Here is an 18,474-nt window from a genome sequence, read left to right as displayed (position 1 = left end):
TATGGGGGTCTTGCGTTTAGCGTTTTGGGTGCAGCTGTGTCTAAGCCTTACTATCATGCCGGCCCTCGCAGAGGTCGAGGTTGACAAGTATTCTGTTGATATCGCGGCCACGGCTCGTATATTTGCAGAAGAGGAGTCGCTGGCCATCGATGATAGCTACCGCTTCGGACCGGGACTTGAAATTGAAGCTGATGCTGAGGGGGATATTGGTGATACTGGCTATAAGCTGCGCTTGTTTGGTAGCTGGGATGAGAAGGATGGGGAGCGTCGATATGCCGATATCCGCCAAGCCAGCCTTCACTGGCGCCGTGACCAGTTATCGCTGAATCTCGGTGTTAGCACTTTCTTTTGGGGCGTTTCTGAATCTCTGAATATAGTCAATGTACTTAATCAGGCTGACTTGCGCCAAGCTGTCGACGGAAAGGAAAAGATGGGGCAGACCTTCGCATCTTTAGGCCTGCGCTTTGATAACGGCGAACTATCGATATTCTATCTGCCAACTTTTCGTGAGCGAGAATTTCCAGAGCGCCCGTCATTCGGACTACCGATTTCGAGCCGGGCACTTTTTGAAAGCTCGAATAGAGGTGGAGATGTTGCTCTGCGAGGCCATTTTTACGCTGGTGATTTAGAAACGGGGATCGGTTACTTCAGAGGCACTAGGCGGGCGCCACTACTGGTAAGGCGTAGCCCTACAGCGACGATGTTGACCCCGTTTTACATCGAAACCGAGAATTTCTTACTGGATACACTTTATCTCCTCGGCGACACGACCTTGAAGTTGGAAGCGAAAACTGGAAGCGAACTGGAGCAGGGTTTCTTTGCTGCAAACGTCGGCCTTGAGCACCCGGTTTATTCGCTACCGGATAGTATGCAGGATCTGTCCTTGATCGCCGAATATCTAATCGACGATAGGGATGAGCAAGCTGAAACATTAGGTCAGAACGATCTCTTTGTCGGCCTTAGAGCTAGCTTCGGTGGGACCGGTGACAGCGAATTTCGAGGTGTCATAAGTTATGACTTTGATAGTCATGGCAATTACCTCGACTTAGGTTTGGAGCACCGCCTGAGCGATTATTTCAGAATCGAAACTCGGGCGTTTTTATTCCTCAATGCGGGCCGCAGTGATACTTGGCTGTATCCAGTACGGGATGAGGATTTTATCGAGTTTAAGTTGCATTATTCTTTTTGAGCGGACCCTATGAAGACCGGAGTTAACAGGGATATAGGTCTTTGGATTGCTACCGTGAAGGAGTTTGAAACTCTAATTAAGCATGATCCGCAAACTGTCTTCACCACAGTTAGCGAGGCTGAGCAGAAAAGATATAGTGGGATTGTTAATCGAGCAGCGGGCCTACATTTTCTGCTTGGTCGTTACCTACTGCGTTATGTTTTATCCACTAAAAGTGGCGTAAGTATTTTGCCGGCAGATTGGGAAATTTTCCCTGATGAGCAAGGCAGGCCTAGAGTTTTAAACCAAAGTGTGGCCCCAATAAAATTTAGTATTTCTCATGCTAGTGGTGTGGTCGCGATTGCGCTTAGCTCTACCGTTGATCCAGGTATAGATCTGGAGCCCCTTGCTCGTGAACTGGGCTCAGGTCTAAATTTCAGGCATTTACTTAGTCCAGAGCAATATGACCAGGTAATGACTATCCCAAGCGCTGCTCACTGTGAATTGTTAACAAGGGTTTGGTGCATTAAAGAGTCTGTGTCCAAAGCGTGTGGTTTGGGGCTTCGACTGCCTTTTTCTACGATCGAGTTTGATCTTGTATCTTTGCTTAACTCGCAACCAGCCACGTGGCTTGAGTGTAAGGTAAGAGAAAGGGGGAGCTTTTGGTTTAACCTTTGCACGTTGGCGCAACGCTATTGGCTTTGTGTAGCGATGGAGTCGCCGGCGTTGTCGCCTTTGGGTCGATTGGAACCAAACCATTTTAACCTATTCAGCCGCAAGGCGTTTTAGAAACAAGACGTGGAGTTGGAAGTAGCTGCCGCACAAAATTAATTTTAGGTCCAGTTACGCTGCTTCAATGTCATTAATACAGGATGAGATGATGGACGTGCTCGAGTACATCAGGGAAAAGGAAAGGTTGCTTAGGGCTCGGATTAACAATTTGGACCTCAAAAGCACCCATGATAATCACCTGCATCAGTTGTCCTATTACATCAGTAACTTGCTTAAAAATTCCTGGACTTCGAAAGCTGGGCCGGTTGTTGATCCTGCTACCAATCGTGAATTACAAGTCATTAAGAACCCTAAGGCCATCGCTTTCTACCAAGACTGGCAAGCACGTATTGGTCAGCAGATATATATTGGGCGCTGGATTGTAGTTAACCAGTCGCGCATTGACAGTTTTGCCGAAGTAACTGGAGACCGCCAGTGGATTCATATTGATCCAGAACGAGCAAGGGCTGAATCGCCGTTTGGAGGCACAATTGCCCACGGCTTTTTGGTCCTATCGCTAATTCCCGAGCTCACCGATGCTGTCAATCCGGAAAAACCGCCTTACCCTGAAGCTAGAATGATTATAAACTGCGGCCTTGAACAGGTGCGTTTTCCTTATCCAGTTAAGACTGGCAATCGTATCCGAGCTCGTACGACTTTAAAGTCCCTGGTGCCATCGAAGCGTAGTGTGGAAATGATCAATCATATTGAGGTAGAGGTTGAAGGTTCAGGTCGCCTGGTTTGTGTTGCGGATAGTGTGCTGAAACTTTACTTCTGAATTCAAAATGCACGCGCACCCTCCCGGCACTTATAATTATCATAGGCAATCTGGGAGGAGAGTAATTCTCGATTGATCGCTCTTGCAAGAGCGCAGAATTAGCCATCTCTGGATAGAGATATGAACCTTGAGTATCTGTGATTATCGAAAGGTGTATTCCTGCTATCTGATAGGGAATTTCAGAGGCTATGGGGGCTGGGGTTTATTAATTTCCCTGGTTAAGTAGGGAAATACAGCTGGGGGCGGCGTTAGACGTGTCTTTACTACCTAGATAACTCTTCTATTTCTGACCTTTCTGACTGAGCGCTCCATTGCCGAGGATTAGTGGCTGCGTTGCTACAAATCTAGATGGATTCCATCAAAGATCGAGTGGTTCACTTGTAATGATGAGGTATGAGCGCTAGATGTGTAACCAACCAATAAGCAAATAAATAGAAAGAATTTTTTGAATAAAGATTTTTTTGGTATGCTATATCTAATTTTTTCTTTTTTTAGGATAAAATTGTCGGTATGTGTGTGTAATTTGAAGCAACTTACCTCTTCATTTATCTCACCTGTTTGATACCCCAAAGGTACAGTTAGGCTCTTGAAGTGATTAGTGTTCAAACTTTATTGTTCCAAAATAAAATTAGTGTTCAAACTTTATTGTGCGAGAACACTAATATGGGAGATGTGATTCCTTTTAAAAGAAAAACCACCTGGCAGAAACACAAAGGCAGCACTCTTTGCCGGGAAGGTTTTCACAAGTGGAAAGTGGTTACCGAGCGCAAGTTTGATGTTAAGCAGGGCAAGCTCGTCACAGAGTATTGCTGTGAGCGCTGTGGAAAAACCAAGACTAAGTTGCTTTAGAGTGGCTCGCTAGAGAACATGCAGCTAGCTGAATTTTGCTCATTTTCCTAGTAACTCTCTTCCCAGATCACCCCTGGTGCGTTAGGCGCACCAGGGGTTACGCCATGCATTAACTCTGAGCCTGACGATTCTCCATTAAACATTAATAGCGATAGTAGCGTCCGCGATAGCGATAATAGTCTCTGCGTTTTCTTTCTCTATCGTAGAGATAGCCTGCCCCTGCGCCAATCACGGCGCCTGCTGCGGTGCCACCGGGCCGACCTCCACTGATTAGGGCGCCGGTAACGGCACCGACGCCGATGCCGGTTCCGATGCGACGGTCGGTATCGCTCATATTGGCACAGCCTTGCCCGCCGAGGCCTAGGGCCAATACTGCGGTTAAGCTGAGGTATTTAATCGCTTTGATACGCATAGTCACCCCTTTCAGTGATGCTTGAGGGATAGATATTCGGTAAGACAGACCGAATAATTTCGCAGCCAGTGTAGGGTGGAGATAAGTCAGCAACAAATATCTAAGCTGTGGGCTGCGTATAGCACAAAATAAGAGATTTGAAGGATTTTGCGATGTTTGAAAAGCAACAATTGATTGATATTGCCCAAACTCCAATGCCATTCGGTAAGTATGCGGGTAGAGTGCTTATTGATCTCCCTGAGGAGTACCTGCTTTGGTTTGCCAAAGAGGGTTTTCCTACTGGGAAGTTGGGGCAGTTGATGGCTCTGACATTGGAGATCAAAATTGAAGGGCTGGAAGGGCTGATTGCGCCGTTAAAATAATCTGAAGATGTTCATTGTTGTCTCTTGGTAAAAGTCAAAAAAATCTAAGCAAGTGACCACTTTAAAAACTCCTAGGTTGCTCTTTTCTTTGTTTCGTTTTCCATGATTTTTTGTGGAAAAAATGCCTACTAGCTTGGTTAAGAGCATGTTATACCAGTACCTTGATTTTGATATTCTAGGTTGCGAGTCTAATATGTAAATGCCTAGGTGAGCTTTGCGGAGCGAAGCGTTAACAACAAGCGGTCCGTAATGGAGACTGAACTAGCCCGGAAATAGGCCCACAGCGGGTGACCACTGGTCTGAATGATTTCAGCGAGGTTAAAGCGGGAGTAGAGCCAGTCATATTAAAGAGGGAGCGGTCGAAATGAATTCGGCCGCTAATTAATTGTATTTACTGAAAATATTTTTCTTAATTTCTTCTTATTATTTTGCTGATTTTATCGGTAAATATTGGAATTCTGAGAAATTTTGCAATTAGCTCTGTGGGATAAAAGAAAATCGTTGATTGTTACATGTAGAGAGCGTTGGGGAGAGCCCCGGCAGTGGATTTGCCGGGGGCTGGATCAGCTAAGAAAGTTCAAGCGATAAATTAAAGCGGTATACGAACAACTACACCACCCATAGTTTCGCCAAGCTCAAAATTATCGCGTGGACTATCCGCGTGGTCATTGTGACAGCTGACACAAGCTGGGGATACACCCACATCGGCATAAACTGCCGTAAAGTATTCGGTATCACCGAGTGTCTCACGGCCATAGAAGTTTTTACCTGGGTTGTCGATGACAAACTGCAAACCTTGCTTTTCCATTTCGGTGCGCGGCTTGTTCTGTTTATTTACCGGCCATAGGGACAGCAGGGCGTAGCTGAAGCCAGATTCTTTTTCCGCGACTCGCTCAGCACCCATTCGCATCATTTGTGCGGGCAACGGCAGTAATTTTTTATCCTGCCAGTGCTCGTCGGCATCCAGAACTTTTTCCTCATTTTGCAAACGGTTAACTACCTTGTTGGTGTAATTGGCTCTGTCTGCCTCAATCACGGCAAAGATAGCATCCGCCATTCGCTCCGGTGCCACGCCCTGGTTTTTTTCACAGCCAGTGAGTAGGGCCAGTCCGGCGATAAAACAAGCGGCAATACGCATAGTGTTCCCCTCCTATTGGGATTGTGTTTGCTTATTTTTGCTTTTGGAAATTTTTGCAATGCGGTCGCGGATTAAGTCAAACGTTTCATGTTTATCCGCAGGCTTATGCTTGAAATTCTGAGAGATCAGTTTTTCGTCCGCCATGGCTGCCAGGGAAAACTCCGCTCCATGGCAGTTCAGGCAGACAGGCAACATTTTTTCATTGGGGCGGAGATTGTGGTTCTGATTATGATTGACCACAACCTGTTCTCCGTGGGTTTCCCGCGGTAAGTGACAGCTGGCACAGCTAACTCCGTTTTCTGGATCTGATTGCCAGGTATTGAAATGCGGCGATTCCTTGTAGGCCAAGCTGTGCTCATCGCTGTGGCAGCTGAGACAGGATTCCACAGCAGCGAACTGCAAGTCGACATCGTGTGGGCCGTGACAACTGGTGCAACTGAGTTCCCCGGAAGCGTCAGACTGCATGGGTATCCAGGCCTGGTGTGGCGTCATGGCACCAACTTGTTGAACAAATTCCTGTGGCAACTTGGATGAGAGGCGCATTCCGTGTTTACCTTGGGTAAAAGATTCTCGTTGCTCGCTGTGGCAGCTTGCACACTGTTCCACAACCTCAGCACTAGTAAATTGCATTTGTCCATTGGCGTGGCAGCTGCTGCAGTTCACGTCCACTTGAGCATGGGGGCTTTGCGCCCAAGCCGCAGCGATTTCTACAGTTGCAGTTTCTTCCTGTATATCCGCCTGCTGCATCTGTAGGGGCTGAGCATCGGGATGTTCCTGTAACCAGGATTGCATGGCGGTACGGGCCGGAAGCTTTGCCTCCTCGAGCAGATCGGGTTGTCCGACATGGGCGATTAAGAAATCTTCATAAAGGGTGCCGTTATCGTGGTAGTTGTGGCAGCCGGCACTGGCACAGGTCTCGAAGCCCATACCTTCATGGCTACTGCGCTCTTCGGCAATTTCGCTGTGGCAATGAAAGCAGAAATCCCCGGCCAGGCTGACACCCATTTCGCGAGTAATTTGCTGTTTGTGTTCTGTGTGGCAGCTGATGCACTGGCGTGCATCCAGGGTTTCCAGTAATTGGGCGTTACGAGGGTCGAGAAATTTTTTGCGCGGATGGGAATCATCGGCCAGCTCTAATTCTTCTGCGTGACAGCTTAGGCAAGATTGCTGAATAGATTCCTCCCCTGAAAACCCATCGGTATGACAAGAGGTGCAAGCGAGTTCTATCTGATGATGGCCATGTGTGGGCTTGCCAGTTATAAATAAAGACTTGTCATCTGCCGTTAGGTTATAGGAAGCGTAGGCACCTACAACCAGGGTCAATAGCAGTCCGTAATGCCAAAATTTAAATTGATAAGATTTCATTTAGAAGTAATAAACCGCAAGAATGTGATAGGCGAGGAGTACCGGCAGTGCCCAAAGTAAGGCGTAGTGAACGCGTGACCACCACTTGCGATGTTCGCGTAGTCTGAGATCGGTCCAGTGATGGTTGCGGGCCATAAAAACACCAACAAGGGAGCCAGTAGCAGTAACCCCAAGGAAGACCAGCATGAGTGCGAGGTTGAGGTTTTGCCCCATACGGAAGCCTGTGTGCACAGCAAGTGCGACCACGGCAACTACCCCAGTAAGGCTGTGGGCGTAACGCCAGTGATCCACATGGCCGAAAGATAGTTTTTTCCAGCGCTTTCGCACACTGAGTGCAGCGGTAAAAAAACACAGCGCGAGAATCGTGTAGCCGGTTACCTGTTTCCAGAAGTTGTCGTACCAGAGTTTTTCCCAGAATTGGCCGGCCTGTACCGAGTTGGATATTGGCGGGGGTGGCATCAGGAATGACAAGGTAATTAAAAGTAACGATATGATCGAAGTGATTAATATACCCTTGGCGTGGCGCATAACCAGATTAGGCGCAGGGGTATCGAGTAGCTCGGCCATTAAGGGTCGGCAGCTGCCGCAGACAGATCCGGCGGTGGTTGCCTGCTGCAGTTCGTTTAACGTGCGCTTGCCTTCGGAAATAGCCTTGCATAATTCCCCTTTGCTGACGGAATTACACTGGCACACCAGGTAGCTGTCGGGAAAACTCTTGATACTGTTTGACGCCTGCTGGCCAAATAGACGGCCCTCGTCTGCAAACTGCTTAAGCGCTTGTGCGCTGACTTTTTCCTCCTGAGCCACCGCTTGGCGCAAGCTGTTGGCCTCATCCCAGCTGCCAATATAAATAGCACCGAGAATGCGCCCATTTTGAACAAATAGCCGGCGATAAATACCCTTGAACCGATTACGGAAAACGTGGCTCTGTAAATTTTCCTGCTGGTGAAGGTTATCGGAGGCAACGTCTCCCATAATAGCGCAAGGAATATGGGCGATTTTGAGTTGGATATCTGTGTAACTGCCGGAGTAGGGGCGCTCTAAAATCTCTCCGCCATGTTCGCGGCGAATATGTGAACAACAGCTTTCCGCCTGTTCATAACCGGGGCGAACCAGCTGATAAACCTTTTGATCAAACTCGGCACATTCACCAATTGCGTAAACATTCGGATCGGAGGTTTGCATCCATTCGTTAACTACAACCCCTCTATCGATTTTTAGTCCGGCTTTTTGGGCAAGGGAGACTTCCGGCTGAATACCAGTGCAAAGAACAATGGCATCGACGCTGAGGCTTTCGCCGTCCTCAAAGTGTAAATGGGATTTTTCTTCCTGCTGCTCAATTGACTTAAGAATTGAGCCCGTTTTCAGCTGCACACCAAGGGCGGCAAGAGAGGATTTTAAAAACTCTTCGCCTTCCTCGCCTAAAAGGCCACTTAGTAATTTTCCGCGGGATTGAAGCGTGACAGTATTTTTCGGTGTTTTTAGAGCCGTTGCCGCTTCCAGCCCCAGGGCGCCGGCGCCGATCACACAAATATCGGCGTGCCGCTCCCGCAGGGCGATTAGATCATTGGTATTGCGCAGGCTGCGAAAGGGGTAAACGCTGGGTAAGCCTGCACCGGGTATTGTGGGAATTTTGGGGTTGGAGCCGGTGGCTAGAATCAGCTTGGTGTAGGGCTGAATATTACCGGCAGCATCTGTTACCGTTTTTTTGACACGGTCTATAGAGACGATTTTACGGTCGATATATTCTGCGAGTCGGTGGTCAGTTTTACCTAGGATGGGATTATCCAGCTCCTCCCGTTCCACATGGCGAGAGAGGTACTGAGATAATTTTACACGATTATAAGGTGATTCTGTTTCCGCTCCATAGATAACAATTTGCGCTTCGTCACAGAATTCAAGCAGCTTTTGTGCGCAGCGAACCCCGACCGGTCCAGTGCCTACAATTACATAAATCGGATAGCTGCTGTCGCTGGTGCGGGCGCCATCTGGTGAATATTGACGAGCAGCTGAACTTTCTAGTTCAGTCATATTTCCCCCGAATCCCCCGGCTTTTACTACTGGCCTTTTGTCCTTCTTGTTTTAAGCCACAAAGCTTTCAGAACTTCCTAGGCCAATATTCCACCGTTATGAGTTTTTTTAAATTCTAATTTCTATATGTTTAAACAAAATTAAATAAACGTCTAGTGTTGAATAGAAATCGCGAGAGAGAATAGGAAGGTATGGGAGGTCAGGCTGGAAAGTTTTTTTAAGTTGTTGTTATTGTTCGCTTTTTTTGATGCTGGCTTTAGCAAAAAAAGTAGCTGGCCTGATCGTGACTACCACTTTTTATTTGCTGAGGAAATATTTTCGATCAGGCCCTCACTGTCAATACCTATTAGGTGGGTAAGTTTGGTTATCCCTGGGGTGTAGCTTTAAATAAGCTAAAAAATATGCGCCCCACTCTTATGGGCTAGATGCGCTTATCCGAAATAATTCCAAAATAATTTTCACTTACCTGTCGGGTATGCGTCTAACGCTTTTGGGTTGGTAAGCGATTTTTAGAAAAATATTTTGAGTCAGTGAGGGCCTGGAGCCAGGCTTCTAAAGGGAAAAGGTTTGCGCCCCGTCCTTGTGGGTCGCAGACATCCATTCAAAGTATTTTTTAATAAGTTGTTACTCACTCATTGGCTCACGCCTAATTCCTGTAGATGTTGAGTAACGAACTGGACCTCTCTAGTCCGAAAATACTTAGGAAGGCTGATAGAGAACGTAAAGTTCTTTTTCTTCCAGTGCGGTGCGGCGAGTGAGTGCCTCACCTATCTTTTGGTAATCCATTTTAAAGTCGCGAACCATTTCCGGGGTGAAGGCTTCATGGTTGTAGCGCTTGCAGAATTGCACCACGGCATTGGCGATTTCATTCATATCGGTGCGGAAATCTTTTACAACCTGCAGTGTGTGCGCATCGCCGGCGAGGGCCTGCTCCAGATAGACGTAGAAGCGAACATTTTCCTTTATCAGGTGTGCCTGGAAGCCGGATTTAAATTGAGTGAGTAGTTGTGACAGTTGGCGATAGTTTTGCTTTTCAAAGCCTTCGGACCACATACGCTGGAAAATGCCAATTAAGTGGCGGTGATCGTCCTCCAGGGCCTTGATCAGAGTTGGGTCGTAAGAAATTGTGCGGCTGCCTTTAGCGCTGGCATAGTTGCTGCGGGTATATTTTTCTTCCAGGTCGACGCTGTCGGAGGACTTGCTACCTCTGAACATGCCGGAGATAAAGCTAAGCATATGCTGTGCCCTTAATAGGTTTAATTTTGTGTGTTGTATGGGTAAGGGAAACCGCGGGCGGGTAGTCGCTGAGGTGCGGTAACTACACAGCAAATTCACCCGGTCCGAGAGGCGCGGATTTTACATTGCATGACAGGTGTTTTTCTGTGTGGCGGGAGTTGCATCAGGGTGAGAATTTTAATATTGAGAACCTCGTCACAATTAATGGGGGCCTGGGTTATTGCGTTATTTGAATTTTGTTGAATATTTTTAAATTCCAGGTGGCTATTTCAGGAAATAAAAAACCCGGCATTGCCGGGTTTTTTATTTTGAGCTTTATTAGCGTTGTTCCAGTGGAACATAATCGCGCTGGGCATAGCCGGTGTAAAGCTGGCGAGGGCGACCAATTTTGTACGGGTTGGAAATCATTTCGTTCCAGTGTGCGATCCAGCCTGAAGTGCGGCCGGTGGCAAAAATTACGGTGAACATATCGGTGGGGATGCCGATAGCCTTCATAATAATACCGGAGTAGAAGTCGACGTTCGGGTAGAGTTTCTTCTCAACGAAGTAATCGTCCTCAAGGGCGATTTTTTCCAGCTTCTTGGCGATCTTCAGCAGTGGATCGTTCTCGGCACCCATGGCTCCCAGAACTTCATCGCAGATGCCCTGCATTACGCGGGAGCGGGGATCGAAGTTCTTGTAGACGCGGTGACCAAAGCCCATTAGGCGGAAGGGGTCATTCTTGTCTTTGGCGCGCTTCACGAATTCGTCGATACGGCTCTCATCGCCGATTTCCTGCAGCATGTTCAGTACTGCCTCGTTGGCGCCGCCGTGAGCGGGTCCCCATAAGGTGGCGATACCGGAGGAGATGCAGGCGAAGGGGTTGGCGCCAGAGGAGCCCGCCAGGCGCACGGTCGAGGTGGAGGCGTTTTGCTCGTGGTCAGCGTGTAACAGGAAGATGATGTCCATTGCCTTGGCGACAACCGGATCGATCTTGCTGGGCTCGCAGGGATTGCCAAACATCATGTGCAGGAAGTTCTCGGAATAGCTGCGGCTATTGTCCGGGTACATGAAGGGCATGCCTTGGGAGTGCTTGTAGCACATGGCTGCCAAGGTTGGCATCTTGGCAATCAGGCGGTGCGCGGAAATCTCGCGGTGCTCCGGATTGGTGATATCCAGGGAGTCGTGATAGAAGGAGGCGAGAGCACCCACTACGCCACACATCATCGCCATCGGGTGGGCATCGTAACGGAAGCCTTTAAAGAAACTCACCAGGGATTCGTGAACCATGGTGTGAGACATAATAGTGTCTACATACTTCTTCTTTTCTTCTGCATTGGGCAGTTCGCCATTCATCAGCAGGTAGCAGGTTTCCAGATAGTCGGATTTTTCTGCTAGTTGCTCGATGGGGTAGCCCCGGTGCAATAATTGGCCTTTGCCACCATCAATAAAAGTGATCTTGGAATCACATGAGGCGGTAGATACGAAGCCCGGGTCGTAGGTGAAAAAGCCTTTGCTGGTCAGGCCGCCGACATCGATCACATCGGGGCCGAGGGTGCCGGAGCGAACGGGCATCTCAAGAGCGCCGTCGATACCATCGACTGTGAGGTGCGCTTTTTTATCGGACATTGCGGACTCCTAAAAACTGTTCTTATGGCGGCCTTTTCCTAGTGTTTTCGGGTGCTGGCGGCCTTTTGAGCGGGGCCAAACTTAAGTGCCGCGCCGCAAATTGTCAAACCCAAAGGGGTGGACGGCCAGTCGGCCGGCAACAGGATATTCGGCGACAGCGTGGGCTGGTAGAGCTTTTGCCTGGTCGTGGGCGCAAAAATCTGCGGAAATCCCGTTGAGCTAAATCCTGTGCCTGCGGGGTGTGCTGAGGTGGCGTATTCCTAGGCGTTCGTTGTGTTTTGACTATCGAATGCCTATAATCCGCGCGGCTTGCGCCATGGTACGGCTACTTTGTACAAGGCTTCATCAGGTCGAGTGCAAAGTGATCAGCAAGCAGCTCGTCCCTCCCAATTTGAAAAGCTAACGGGCGCCCGGTCGTTCAGGGCAACAAGGTGTTTTTCCTGTGAACAAAAACAGACCTGTCAATTTAGACATTTCCACTATAAAGCTTCCCGCTGCCGCTTTGGTTTCCATTTTGCACCGTGTATCCGGTGTGGTGCTCTTCGCCGTTGTGGCGTTGCTGCTCTGCATGCTCGATGCCAGCCTGGAATCCGAACAGGGCTTTGCCGATATGGCGGCAGCATTTAACAGTATTCCAGCCAAGCTCATCCTGTGGGCCTCCCTGGCAGCTCTTATTTACCATTTGCTGGCCGGTGTGCGTCACCTGTTTATGGATATGGGTATGGGTGAGAGCCTCGAAGGTGGTCGCCGCAGCGCAATTGCCGTGCTGGTGGTGAGTGTAATCCTTATTCTTTTAGTGGGAGTATGGTTGTGGTAAGAACAGTAACTAGCTTCGGCCGTAGCGGCACATTCGACTGGCTCTACCAGCGCGTTACCGCAGTAATACTGCTCGCTTATGTCCTCTTTATAGTGGGCTTTATCTTTTTCACCAAAGACTTCGGCTACCAGGCCTGGTCTGAATTGTTCGCCCAGCGCTGGATGCGTGTATTCAGCTTGGTTGCCTTGCTGTCCACCGTGATTCACGCCTGGATCGGCCTCTGGTCTGTGGTTACCGACTACATCACCAACCGGGTGATGGGCGGTAAGGCCACTGTTCTGCGCCTGTTCGTAGAAGTGATTCTGGCTGCGGTTGCCGTGCTTTACACGGTGTGGGGCATTGAAATTCTTTGGGGTGTATAAGCAATGGCGAACATGCGTACTATTTCTTTTGACGGGATTGTGATTGGTGGCGGCGGTGCTGGTATGCGCGCGGCTCTGCAGATGGCCCAGTCCGGCTATAAAACTGCGGTAATTACCAAGGTATTCCCAACCCGTTCTCACACGGTATCCGCCCAGGGTGGTATTACCTGTGCGATTGCCAGCTCTGACCCCAATGATGATTGGCGCTGGCACATGTATGACACCGTTAAAGGCTCCGACTATATCGGTGACCAGGAAGCGATTGAATACATGTGTTCTGTAGGCCCCGAAGCGGTATTTGAGCTGGAGCACATGGGCCTGCCTTTCTCCCGAACTGAGGAAGGCCGTATTTATCAGCGCCCATTCGGCGGTCAGTCCAAAGATTTCGGCCGCGGTGGCCAGGCAGCCCGTACCTGTGCTGCCGCCGACCGTACTGGCCACGCACTCCTGCACACGCTGTACCAGAATAATGTTAAGCACCAAACCGAGTTTTTGAACGAGTGGTTTGCGATTGACTTGGTGAAGAACCAGGACGGTGCCGTGGTGGGTGTGATCGCCATGTGCATCGAAGATGGCGAAGTGGTGTTTATTAAGTCCAAGGCGACAGTATTCGCTACCGGTGGTGCCGGCCGTATCTTCGCCTCCACCACTAACGCACACATCAACACCGGCGACGGTGTCGGTATGGCCCTGCGCGCAGGTATGCCTGTACAGGACATCGAGATGTGGCAGTTCCACCCGACTGGTATTTACGGTGCCGGTGTACTCGTGACCGAAGGTTGTCGTGGTGAGGGTGGCTACCTGATCAACAAAGACGGCGAGCGTTTTATGGAGCGTTACGCGCCCAACGCTAAGGACCTCGCTTCTCGCGATGTTGTAGCCCGCTCCATGGTACTTGAGATTCTCGATGGCCGCGGCTGTGGCCCCGAGGGCGATCACGTGTTCCTGAAGCTTGATCACTTGGGCGAAGACTTGCTCAACAGCCGTCTGCCCGGTATCTGTGAGTTGTCCAAGACCTTTGCCCATGTCGACCCAGTTAAGGCGCCGATTCCGGTTGTTCCCACCTGTCACTACATGATGGGCGGTATTCCGACCAACGTTCACGGCCAGGCCTTGACCCAGGACGCTGCGGGCAACGACCAGATCATCGATGGCTTCTACGCCTGTGGTGAGGTTGCCTGTGTATCTGTACACGGCGCTAACCGCCTGGGTGGTAACTCGCTGCTGGACCTGGTGGTATTCGGCCGCGCATCCGGGCTGTTTATCGAGAAGGCGCTGCGTGAAGGTATCGAGCACCGCGAAGCTTCCGAGTCCGATCTGGAGGCGGCGATGGCGCGTCTGAACCGTCTGGAAACCAACGAAACCGGTGAGAAAGCTGCGGACCTGCGCAAAGAATTGCAAGGTGTAATGCAGAATCACTTCGGCGTATTCCGCCGCGGCGACTACATGGCGGAAGGTGTGAAGAAGCTGGCTGACCTGCGTGAGCGTATTGAGAATGTACGCCTGGATGACAGAAGCCGTGCCTTTAACACTGCCCGTGTCGAAGCCCTGGAGCTGCAGAACCTGCTGGAAGTTGCCGAGGCCACCGCGATTGCCGCGGAGACCCGCACTGAGAGCCGCGGTGCCCATGCCCGCGAAGACTTCCAGGAGCGCGATGATGAAAACTGGCTGTGTCATTCCATGTACTTCCCAACTGAGAAGCGTGTGGGCAAGCGTGCGGTAAACTTCGCACCGACCACCATGGAAGCCTTTGAACCGAAAGCTCGGACCTACTGATTCGGGAGCGGAATAGAGTATGTTGAAAGTAAGCATTTACCGTTACAACCCGGAAACTGATAAAGCGCCTTACATGCAGGACTACCAGCTCGACACCCAGGGCAAGGACCTGATGGTGTTGGACGTGTTGGAGTTGCTCAAGGCTCAGGATCCGACCCTGTCCTTCCGCCGCTCCTGCCGCGAAGGTGTGTGTGGTTCCGACGGTATGAATATTTCCGGCCGCAATGGCCTGGCGTGCACTACGCCACTGTCTGAAGCTGCCCCCAAGGGTAAACTGATTCTGCGTCCGCTGCCGGGCCTGCCTGTGATTCGCGACCTGGTTGTGGATATGGAACAGTTCTACGAGCAGTACAAAAAGATTGAGCCGTATCTGCAGAATGACACTCCGGCACCGGCGATTGAGCGCCTGCAGTCCCCAGAGGATCGCGAAAAGCTCGACGGTCTGTACGAGTGTATCCTGTGTGCCTGCTGCTCCACCGCCTGTCCGTCCTTCTGGTGGAACCCGGACAAGTTTATCGGTCCGGCCGGCCTGCTACAGGCTTACCGCTTCCTGGCGGATAGCCGCGACCTGGCCACTGACGAGCGTCTATCCAACCTGGACGACCCCTTCAGTGTGTTCCGTTGTCACGGTATTCAAAACTGTGTCAACGTATGTCCTAAGGGTTTGAATCCGACTCGCGCCATTGGCCATATTCGCAATATGCTGCTGACGCGTGCTGTATAGGGATTAATGAAGGCTGCAAAGCAGTCTTCAGGGCTCACCTTTGGTGGGCCCGGTGCCAGGTAGGGCGCTTATCTAATACAAAAGCCGGCTCCGGTCGGTATTAAATTAAAAAGGGGAGGTGGCTTTGTGCGCCTCCCCTTTTGTGAGTGAAGGAAAGCGCAGTGGCTGTAGCGATGAGAGTCCACTGCAATCGAGGTAGGCATCAAAATGCACGAAAGTACCATGGAGCAGCTGTGGCGTAGCTCCCATATCTCCGGGGGCAATGCTGCCTATGTGGAGGAGCTTTACGAGACCTATCTGCACGACCCCAACGGTGTACCGGAGGAGTGGCGCAATTACTTCGACAGCCTCCCCCGCGTTGAGGGCAGCAGCGATGTCTCTCACGCCGCAGTGCGCCAGCACTTCGAGCTGCTCAGCAAACACCGCGCGCGCCCAGTAGCGGCGCCCGGTTCCGGCTCCGTCAATATCGAACACGAGCGCAAGCAGATTAAAGTTCTGCAGCTGATCGATTCCTATCGCCATCGCGGCCATAAGAAAGCGACCCTGGACCCGCTCGGCCTGATGGCCCGCGAGCAGGTGCCCGATTTACAGTTGAGCTACCACGGCCTGACTGAGGGTGATTTCGATACCACCTTCAATACCGGTAGCCTGTTCCTCGGCAAAGAAGAGGCGACCCTGCGTGAGATCGTAGAGGGGTTGGAGCGCACCTACTGTGGCAATCTGGGTGCAGAGATCATGCATCTCTCCAATCTGGAAGAGCAGCAGTGGTTTCAGCAGCGCCTGGAGCGCAGCCAGTCCAAGGCCAACTTCGGCACCGATATCCAGATTGAAATCCTGCAGCGCTTGTCTGCAGCAGAGGGCCTGGAGCGCCATCTGGATTCCAAATACCCGGGTACCAAGCGCTTTGGTGTCGAGGGTGGTGAGAGTCTGATCCCGATGATGGACGCCCTGATCCGCCGCTCCGGTACCTACGGGGTGAAGGAAATCGTGATCGGCATGGCCCACCGTGGCCGTCTGAATACCCTAGTGAATATCCTCGGTAAAAACCCATCGGACCTGTTCGAAGAGTTCGAGGGCAAGAAAACTCTGGATACCTCCGGCGACGTGAAATACCACCAGGGCTTCTCCTCCAACGTAATGACTCCCGGTGGTGAAGTACACCTGGCGCTGGCCTTTAACCCGTCGCACCTGGAAATCAGTGCGCCTGTGGTGGTTGGTTCTGTACGCGCTCGCCAGGACCGTCGTAAAGACGGGACTGGTGAGAAAGTAATGCCGATTAACATCCACGGCGACGCGGCTTTTGCCGGTCAGGGTGTGGTGCAGGAAACCCTACAGATGTCTCAGACCCGCGGTTACTACACCGGTGGTACTGTGCACATCGTACTGAACAACCAGGTGGGCTTTACCACCAGCAAGCGCGAAGATGCTCGCTCCACCGAGTACTCTACCGATCCGGCTAAGATGATCGATGCGCCGGTGCTGCACGTAAACGGCGACGACCCGGAAATGGTCGTATTGGCCGCGCTGCTGGCGGTGGACTACCGCTACGAATTTAAGAAAGACATCGTTATCGATTTGGTTTGCTACCGTCGTCGCGGCCATAACGAGACCGATGATCCCTCTGGTACCCAGCCGCTGATGTACCAGACTATCCGCAAGCATAAAACTACCCGTACCCTCTACTCCGAGAAGCTGGTGGGTGAGGGCATTCTCGATAAGGCTGCCGCGGACAAGCTGGCCAACGACTACCGCGATAAACTCGATGCGGGTGAGGACGTGGCCACCGGCTTGGTGAAGCAGCCGGACTCCTCCATGTTTGTAGATTGGAGCCCCTACCTGGGCCACGACTGGCAAGTAGCTGCAGATACTGGCTATGCGTTGCCGAAGTTGCAGGATGTGGCCAACCGTATGACCGCTGTGCCCGATGGCATTGTGATGCAGCGCCAGGTCTCCAAGATTTACGATGACCGCCGCAAGATGGCCGGTGGCGCACTGCCCTTGAACTGGGGCATGGCGGAAACACTGGCTTATGGCACTTTGCTGGAAGAGGGCTTTATGGTCCGCTTTACCGGTGAGGATGTGGGTCGCGGAACCTTCTCCCACCGTCATGCGGTGATTCACAGCCAGAAAGATGGCCAGAGCTATGTGCCTTTGCAGCATATGTTCGAAGACCAGCCGCCTTTCTACATCTACGACTCGCTGCTGTCTGAAGAGGCGGTGTTGGCGTTTGAATACGGCTACGCCACCACTACACCAAAATCCCTGGTGGTTTGGGAGGCTCAGTTCGGTGATTTCGCCAACGGTGCCCAGGTAGTAATCGACCAGTTCATCACTTCCGGTGAGCACAAGTGGGGCCGTATGTGTGGCCTGGTAATGTTGCTGCCGCACGGCTACGAAGGCCAGGGTCCGGAGCATTCCTCCGCACGTCTAGAGCGCTTTATGCAACTGTGTGCCGAGCACAATATTCAGGTGTGTAATGCCACTACTCCGGCACAGATCTTCCACCTGCTGCGTCGTCAGGCGGTACGCCCGATGCGTCGTCCGCTGGTGATTATGAGCCCGAAATGGATTTTGCGTCACAAGCTGGCCACCTCCAGCCTGGAAGAGCTGGCCGAAGGCCGCTTCCATAACGTGATCCAGGACCAGGGCGTAGACCCAGAAAAAGTGAAACGCTTGGTGCTGTGCTCCGGCAAGGTTTACTACCACCTGCTGGAAGCCCGTATGGAGCGTGAACAGGAAGATGTTGCGTTCGTACGAATCGAACAGCTGTACCCATTCCCAGACGAAGAGTTTGTGGAAGCGGTATCCGCATTCAAGAAGATCAAGAGTGTTGCTTGGTGTCAGGAAGAGCCCATGAACCAGGGCGCCTGGTACTCCAGTCAGCACCACTTGCGTCGTCTACTGTCGGAAACCCATCCGAAGCTGGATCTGGAATACGTGGGCCGCGCCCCATCCGCAGCACCTGCGGCGGGCTACATGTCCACGCACCTTGAAGAACAGAATAAGTTCATCAACGAGGCGCTGACCGTCAAGTAACCGGCGGCAGTAATAAGTGAAGAGTCAATCTCAGGAAACAG

The 18,474-nt window shown here is 51.2% G+C and carries 16 protein-coding genes; 10 read left to right on the top strand and 6 right to left on the bottom strand.

What is annotated here, in order from left to right; genetic code table 11:
* Position 1 precedes the first annotated feature (1 nt).
* The 4 genes from ACJJJA_RS17630 to ACJJJA_RS17615 all read left to right on the top strand — a co-directional run bounded on the left by ACJJJA_RS17630 (position 2) and on the right by ACJJJA_RS17615 (position 3,566).
* Positions 2-1,189 (top strand): hypothetical protein, encoded by a 1,188-nt coding sequence (locus ACJJJA_RS17630; RefSeq protein ID WP_444902911.1) that lies wholly within the window; start codon positions 2-4, stop codon positions 1,187-1,189.
* 54 nt (positions 1,190-1,243) lie between these two features.
* On the top strand, positions 1,244-1,957 hold the full coding sequence (locus ACJJJA_RS17625) for a 4'-phosphopantetheinyl transferase family protein (RefSeq protein ID WP_444902910.1): 714 nt from the start codon (positions 1,244-1,246) through the stop codon (positions 1,955-1,957).
* A 67-nt stretch (positions 1,958-2,024) separates the two neighbouring features.
* Entirely contained in the window at positions 2,025-2,717 is a 693-nt protein-coding gene (locus ACJJJA_RS17620; RefSeq protein WP_444902909.1) for a MaoC family dehydratase, read from the top strand.
* Positions 2,718-3,380: 663 nt separating this feature from the next.
* Entirely contained in the window at positions 3,381-3,566 is a 186-nt protein-coding gene (locus ACJJJA_RS17615; RefSeq protein ID WP_252082943.1) for a hypothetical protein, read from the top strand.
* 142 nt (positions 3,567-3,708) lie between these two features.
* Here ACJJJA_RS17615 and ACJJJA_RS17610 read toward each other — a convergent pair whose 3' ends face one another.
* Positions 3,709-3,978: a YMGG-like glycine zipper-containing protein gene (locus ACJJJA_RS17610; RefSeq protein ID WP_444886930.1), complete on the bottom strand. Its 270-nt coding sequence runs from the start codon at positions 3,976-3,978 to the stop codon at positions 3,709-3,711.
* Between the two features lie 152 nt (positions 3,979-4,130).
* On the opposite strand from ACJJJA_RS17610, the gene ACJJJA_RS17605 reads away from it, so the two are divergent.
* A complete protein-coding gene (locus tag ACJJJA_RS17605; RefSeq protein WP_252082941.1) occupies positions 4,131-4,340 on the top strand; it encodes a DUF3820 family protein in 210 nt (69 codons plus the stop codon).
* A gap of 589 nt (positions 4,341-4,929) precedes the next feature.
* On the opposite strand, the gene ACJJJA_RS17600 is transcribed toward ACJJJA_RS17605, so the two are convergent.
* From ACJJJA_RS17600 to gltA, 5 genes are all read right to left on the bottom strand, one after another.
* Positions 4,930-5,478 (bottom strand): Tll0287-like domain-containing protein, encoded by a 549-nt coding sequence (locus ACJJJA_RS17600; RefSeq protein WP_252082940.1) that lies wholly within the window; start codon positions 5,476-5,478, stop codon positions 4,930-4,932.
* A 12-nt stretch (positions 5,479-5,490) separates the two neighbouring features.
* The gene (locus tag ACJJJA_RS17595) at positions 5,491-6,843 is read right to left on the bottom strand and encodes a cytochrome c3 family protein (RefSeq protein WP_444902908.1); all 1,353 of its coding nucleotides are present in this window, start codon (positions 6,841-6,843) and stop codon (positions 5,491-5,493) included.
* Positions 6,844-8,874, bottom strand: coding sequence for an FAD-dependent oxidoreductase (locus ACJJJA_RS17590; protein ID WP_444902907.1), 2,031 nt, complete (start codon positions 8,872-8,874; stop codon positions 6,844-6,846). It lies immediately after the preceding gene.
* Positions 8,875-9,573: 699 nt separating this feature from the next.
* Positions 9,574-10,110 (bottom strand): hemerythrin domain-containing protein, encoded by a 537-nt coding sequence (locus ACJJJA_RS17585; protein ID WP_252082936.1) that lies wholly within the window; start codon positions 10,108-10,110, stop codon positions 9,574-9,576.
* A 318-nt stretch (positions 10,111-10,428) separates the two neighbouring features.
* Entirely contained in the window at positions 10,429-11,718 is a 1,290-nt protein-coding gene (gene gltA, locus ACJJJA_RS17580; protein WP_252082934.1) for a citrate synthase, read from the bottom strand.
* Between the two features lie 442 nt (positions 11,719-12,160).
* On the opposite strand from gltA, the gene sdhC reads away from it, so the two are divergent.
* The 5 genes from sdhC (at position 12,161) to ACJJJA_RS17555 (ending at position 18,433) form a co-directional block, all read left to right on the top strand.
* The gene (gene sdhC / locus ACJJJA_RS17575) at positions 12,161-12,535 is read left to right on the top strand and encodes a succinate dehydrogenase, cytochrome b556 subunit (RefSeq protein ID WP_252082932.1); all 375 of its coding nucleotides are present in this window, start codon (positions 12,161-12,163) and stop codon (positions 12,533-12,535) included.
* Positions 12,529-12,897 (top strand): succinate dehydrogenase, hydrophobic membrane anchor protein, encoded by a 369-nt coding sequence (gene sdhD, locus ACJJJA_RS17570; RefSeq protein ID WP_252082931.1) that lies wholly within the window; start codon positions 12,529-12,531, stop codon positions 12,895-12,897. The genes sdhC and sdhD overlap by 7 nt, the downstream gene beginning before the upstream one ends.
* Before the next feature lie 3 nt (positions 12,898-12,900).
* On the top strand, positions 12,901-14,673 hold the full coding sequence (gene sdhA / locus ACJJJA_RS17565) for a succinate dehydrogenase flavoprotein subunit (protein WP_252082930.1): 1,773 nt from the start codon (positions 12,901-12,903) through the stop codon (positions 14,671-14,673).
* Positions 14,674-14,692: 19 nt separating this feature from the next.
* A complete protein-coding gene (locus ACJJJA_RS17560) occupies positions 14,693-15,397 on the top strand; it encodes a succinate dehydrogenase iron-sulfur subunit (protein WP_252082928.1) in 705 nt (234 codons plus the stop codon).
* A gap of 207 nt (positions 15,398-15,604) precedes the next feature.
* Positions 15,605-18,433, top strand: a complete 2,829-nt coding sequence (locus tag ACJJJA_RS17555) for a 2-oxoglutarate dehydrogenase E1 component (RefSeq protein ID WP_252082927.1) — start codon at positions 15,605-15,607, stop codon at positions 18,431-18,433.
* Positions 18,434-18,474 lie beyond the last annotated feature (41 nt).

This window comes from Microbulbifer mixtoriginis (SeqCode) (genome assembly GCF_052466865.1).
Note: the sequence above shows the minus strand (reverse complement) of the source record. Positions and strands in the feature narration are given on the sequence as shown.

What these genes read in the sequence shown, in the direction of transcription:
- ACJJJA_RS17630 (WP_444902911.1), top strand. Translation starts at nt 2, where the DNA reads ATGGGGGTCTTGCGTTTAGCGTTTTGGGTGCAGCTGTGTCTAAGCCTT.
- ACJJJA_RS17620 (WP_444902909.1), top strand. Translation starts at nt 2,025, where the DNA reads ATGTCATTAATACAGGATGAGATGATGGACGTGCTCGAGTACATCAGG.
- ACJJJA_RS17615 (WP_252082943.1), top strand. Translation starts at nt 3,381, where the DNA reads ATGGGAGATGTGATTCCTTTTAAAAGAAAAACCACCTGGCAGAAACAC.
- ACJJJA_RS17610 (WP_444886930.1), bottom strand. Translation starts at nt 3,978, where the DNA reads ATGCGTATCAAAGCGATTAAATACCTCAGCTTAACCGCAGTATTGGCC.
- ACJJJA_RS17605 (WP_252082941.1), top strand. Translation starts at nt 4,131, where the DNA reads ATGTTTGAAAAGCAACAATTGATTGATATTGCCCAAACTCCAATGCCA.
- ACJJJA_RS17600 (WP_252082940.1), bottom strand. Translation starts at nt 5,478, where the DNA reads ATGCGTATTGCCGCTTGTTTTATCGCCGGACTGGCCCTACTCACTGGC.
- ACJJJA_RS17595 (WP_444902908.1), bottom strand. Translation starts at nt 6,843, where the DNA reads ATGAAATCTTATCAATTTAAATTTTGGCATTACGGACTGCTATTGACC.
- ACJJJA_RS17590 (WP_444902907.1), bottom strand. Translation starts at nt 8,874, where the DNA reads ATGACTGAACTAGAAAGTTCAGCTGCTCGTCAATATTCACCAGATGGC.
- ACJJJA_RS17585 (WP_252082936.1), bottom strand. Translation starts at nt 10,110, where the DNA reads ATGCTTAGCTTTATCTCCGGCATGTTCAGAGGTAGCAAGTCCTCCGAC.
- gltA (WP_252082934.1), bottom strand. Translation starts at nt 11,718, where the DNA reads ATGTCCGATAAAAAAGCGCACCTCACAGTCGATGGTATCGACGGCGCT.
- sdhA (WP_252082930.1), top strand. Translation starts at nt 12,901, where the DNA reads ATGGCGAACATGCGTACTATTTCTTTTGACGGGATTGTGATTGGTGGC.
- ACJJJA_RS17560 (WP_252082928.1), top strand. Translation starts at nt 14,693, where the DNA reads ATGTTGAAAGTAAGCATTTACCGTTACAACCCGGAAACTGATAAAGCG.
- ACJJJA_RS17555 (WP_252082927.1), top strand. Translation starts at nt 15,605, where the DNA reads ATGCACGAAAGTACCATGGAGCAGCTGTGGCGTAGCTCCCATATCTCC.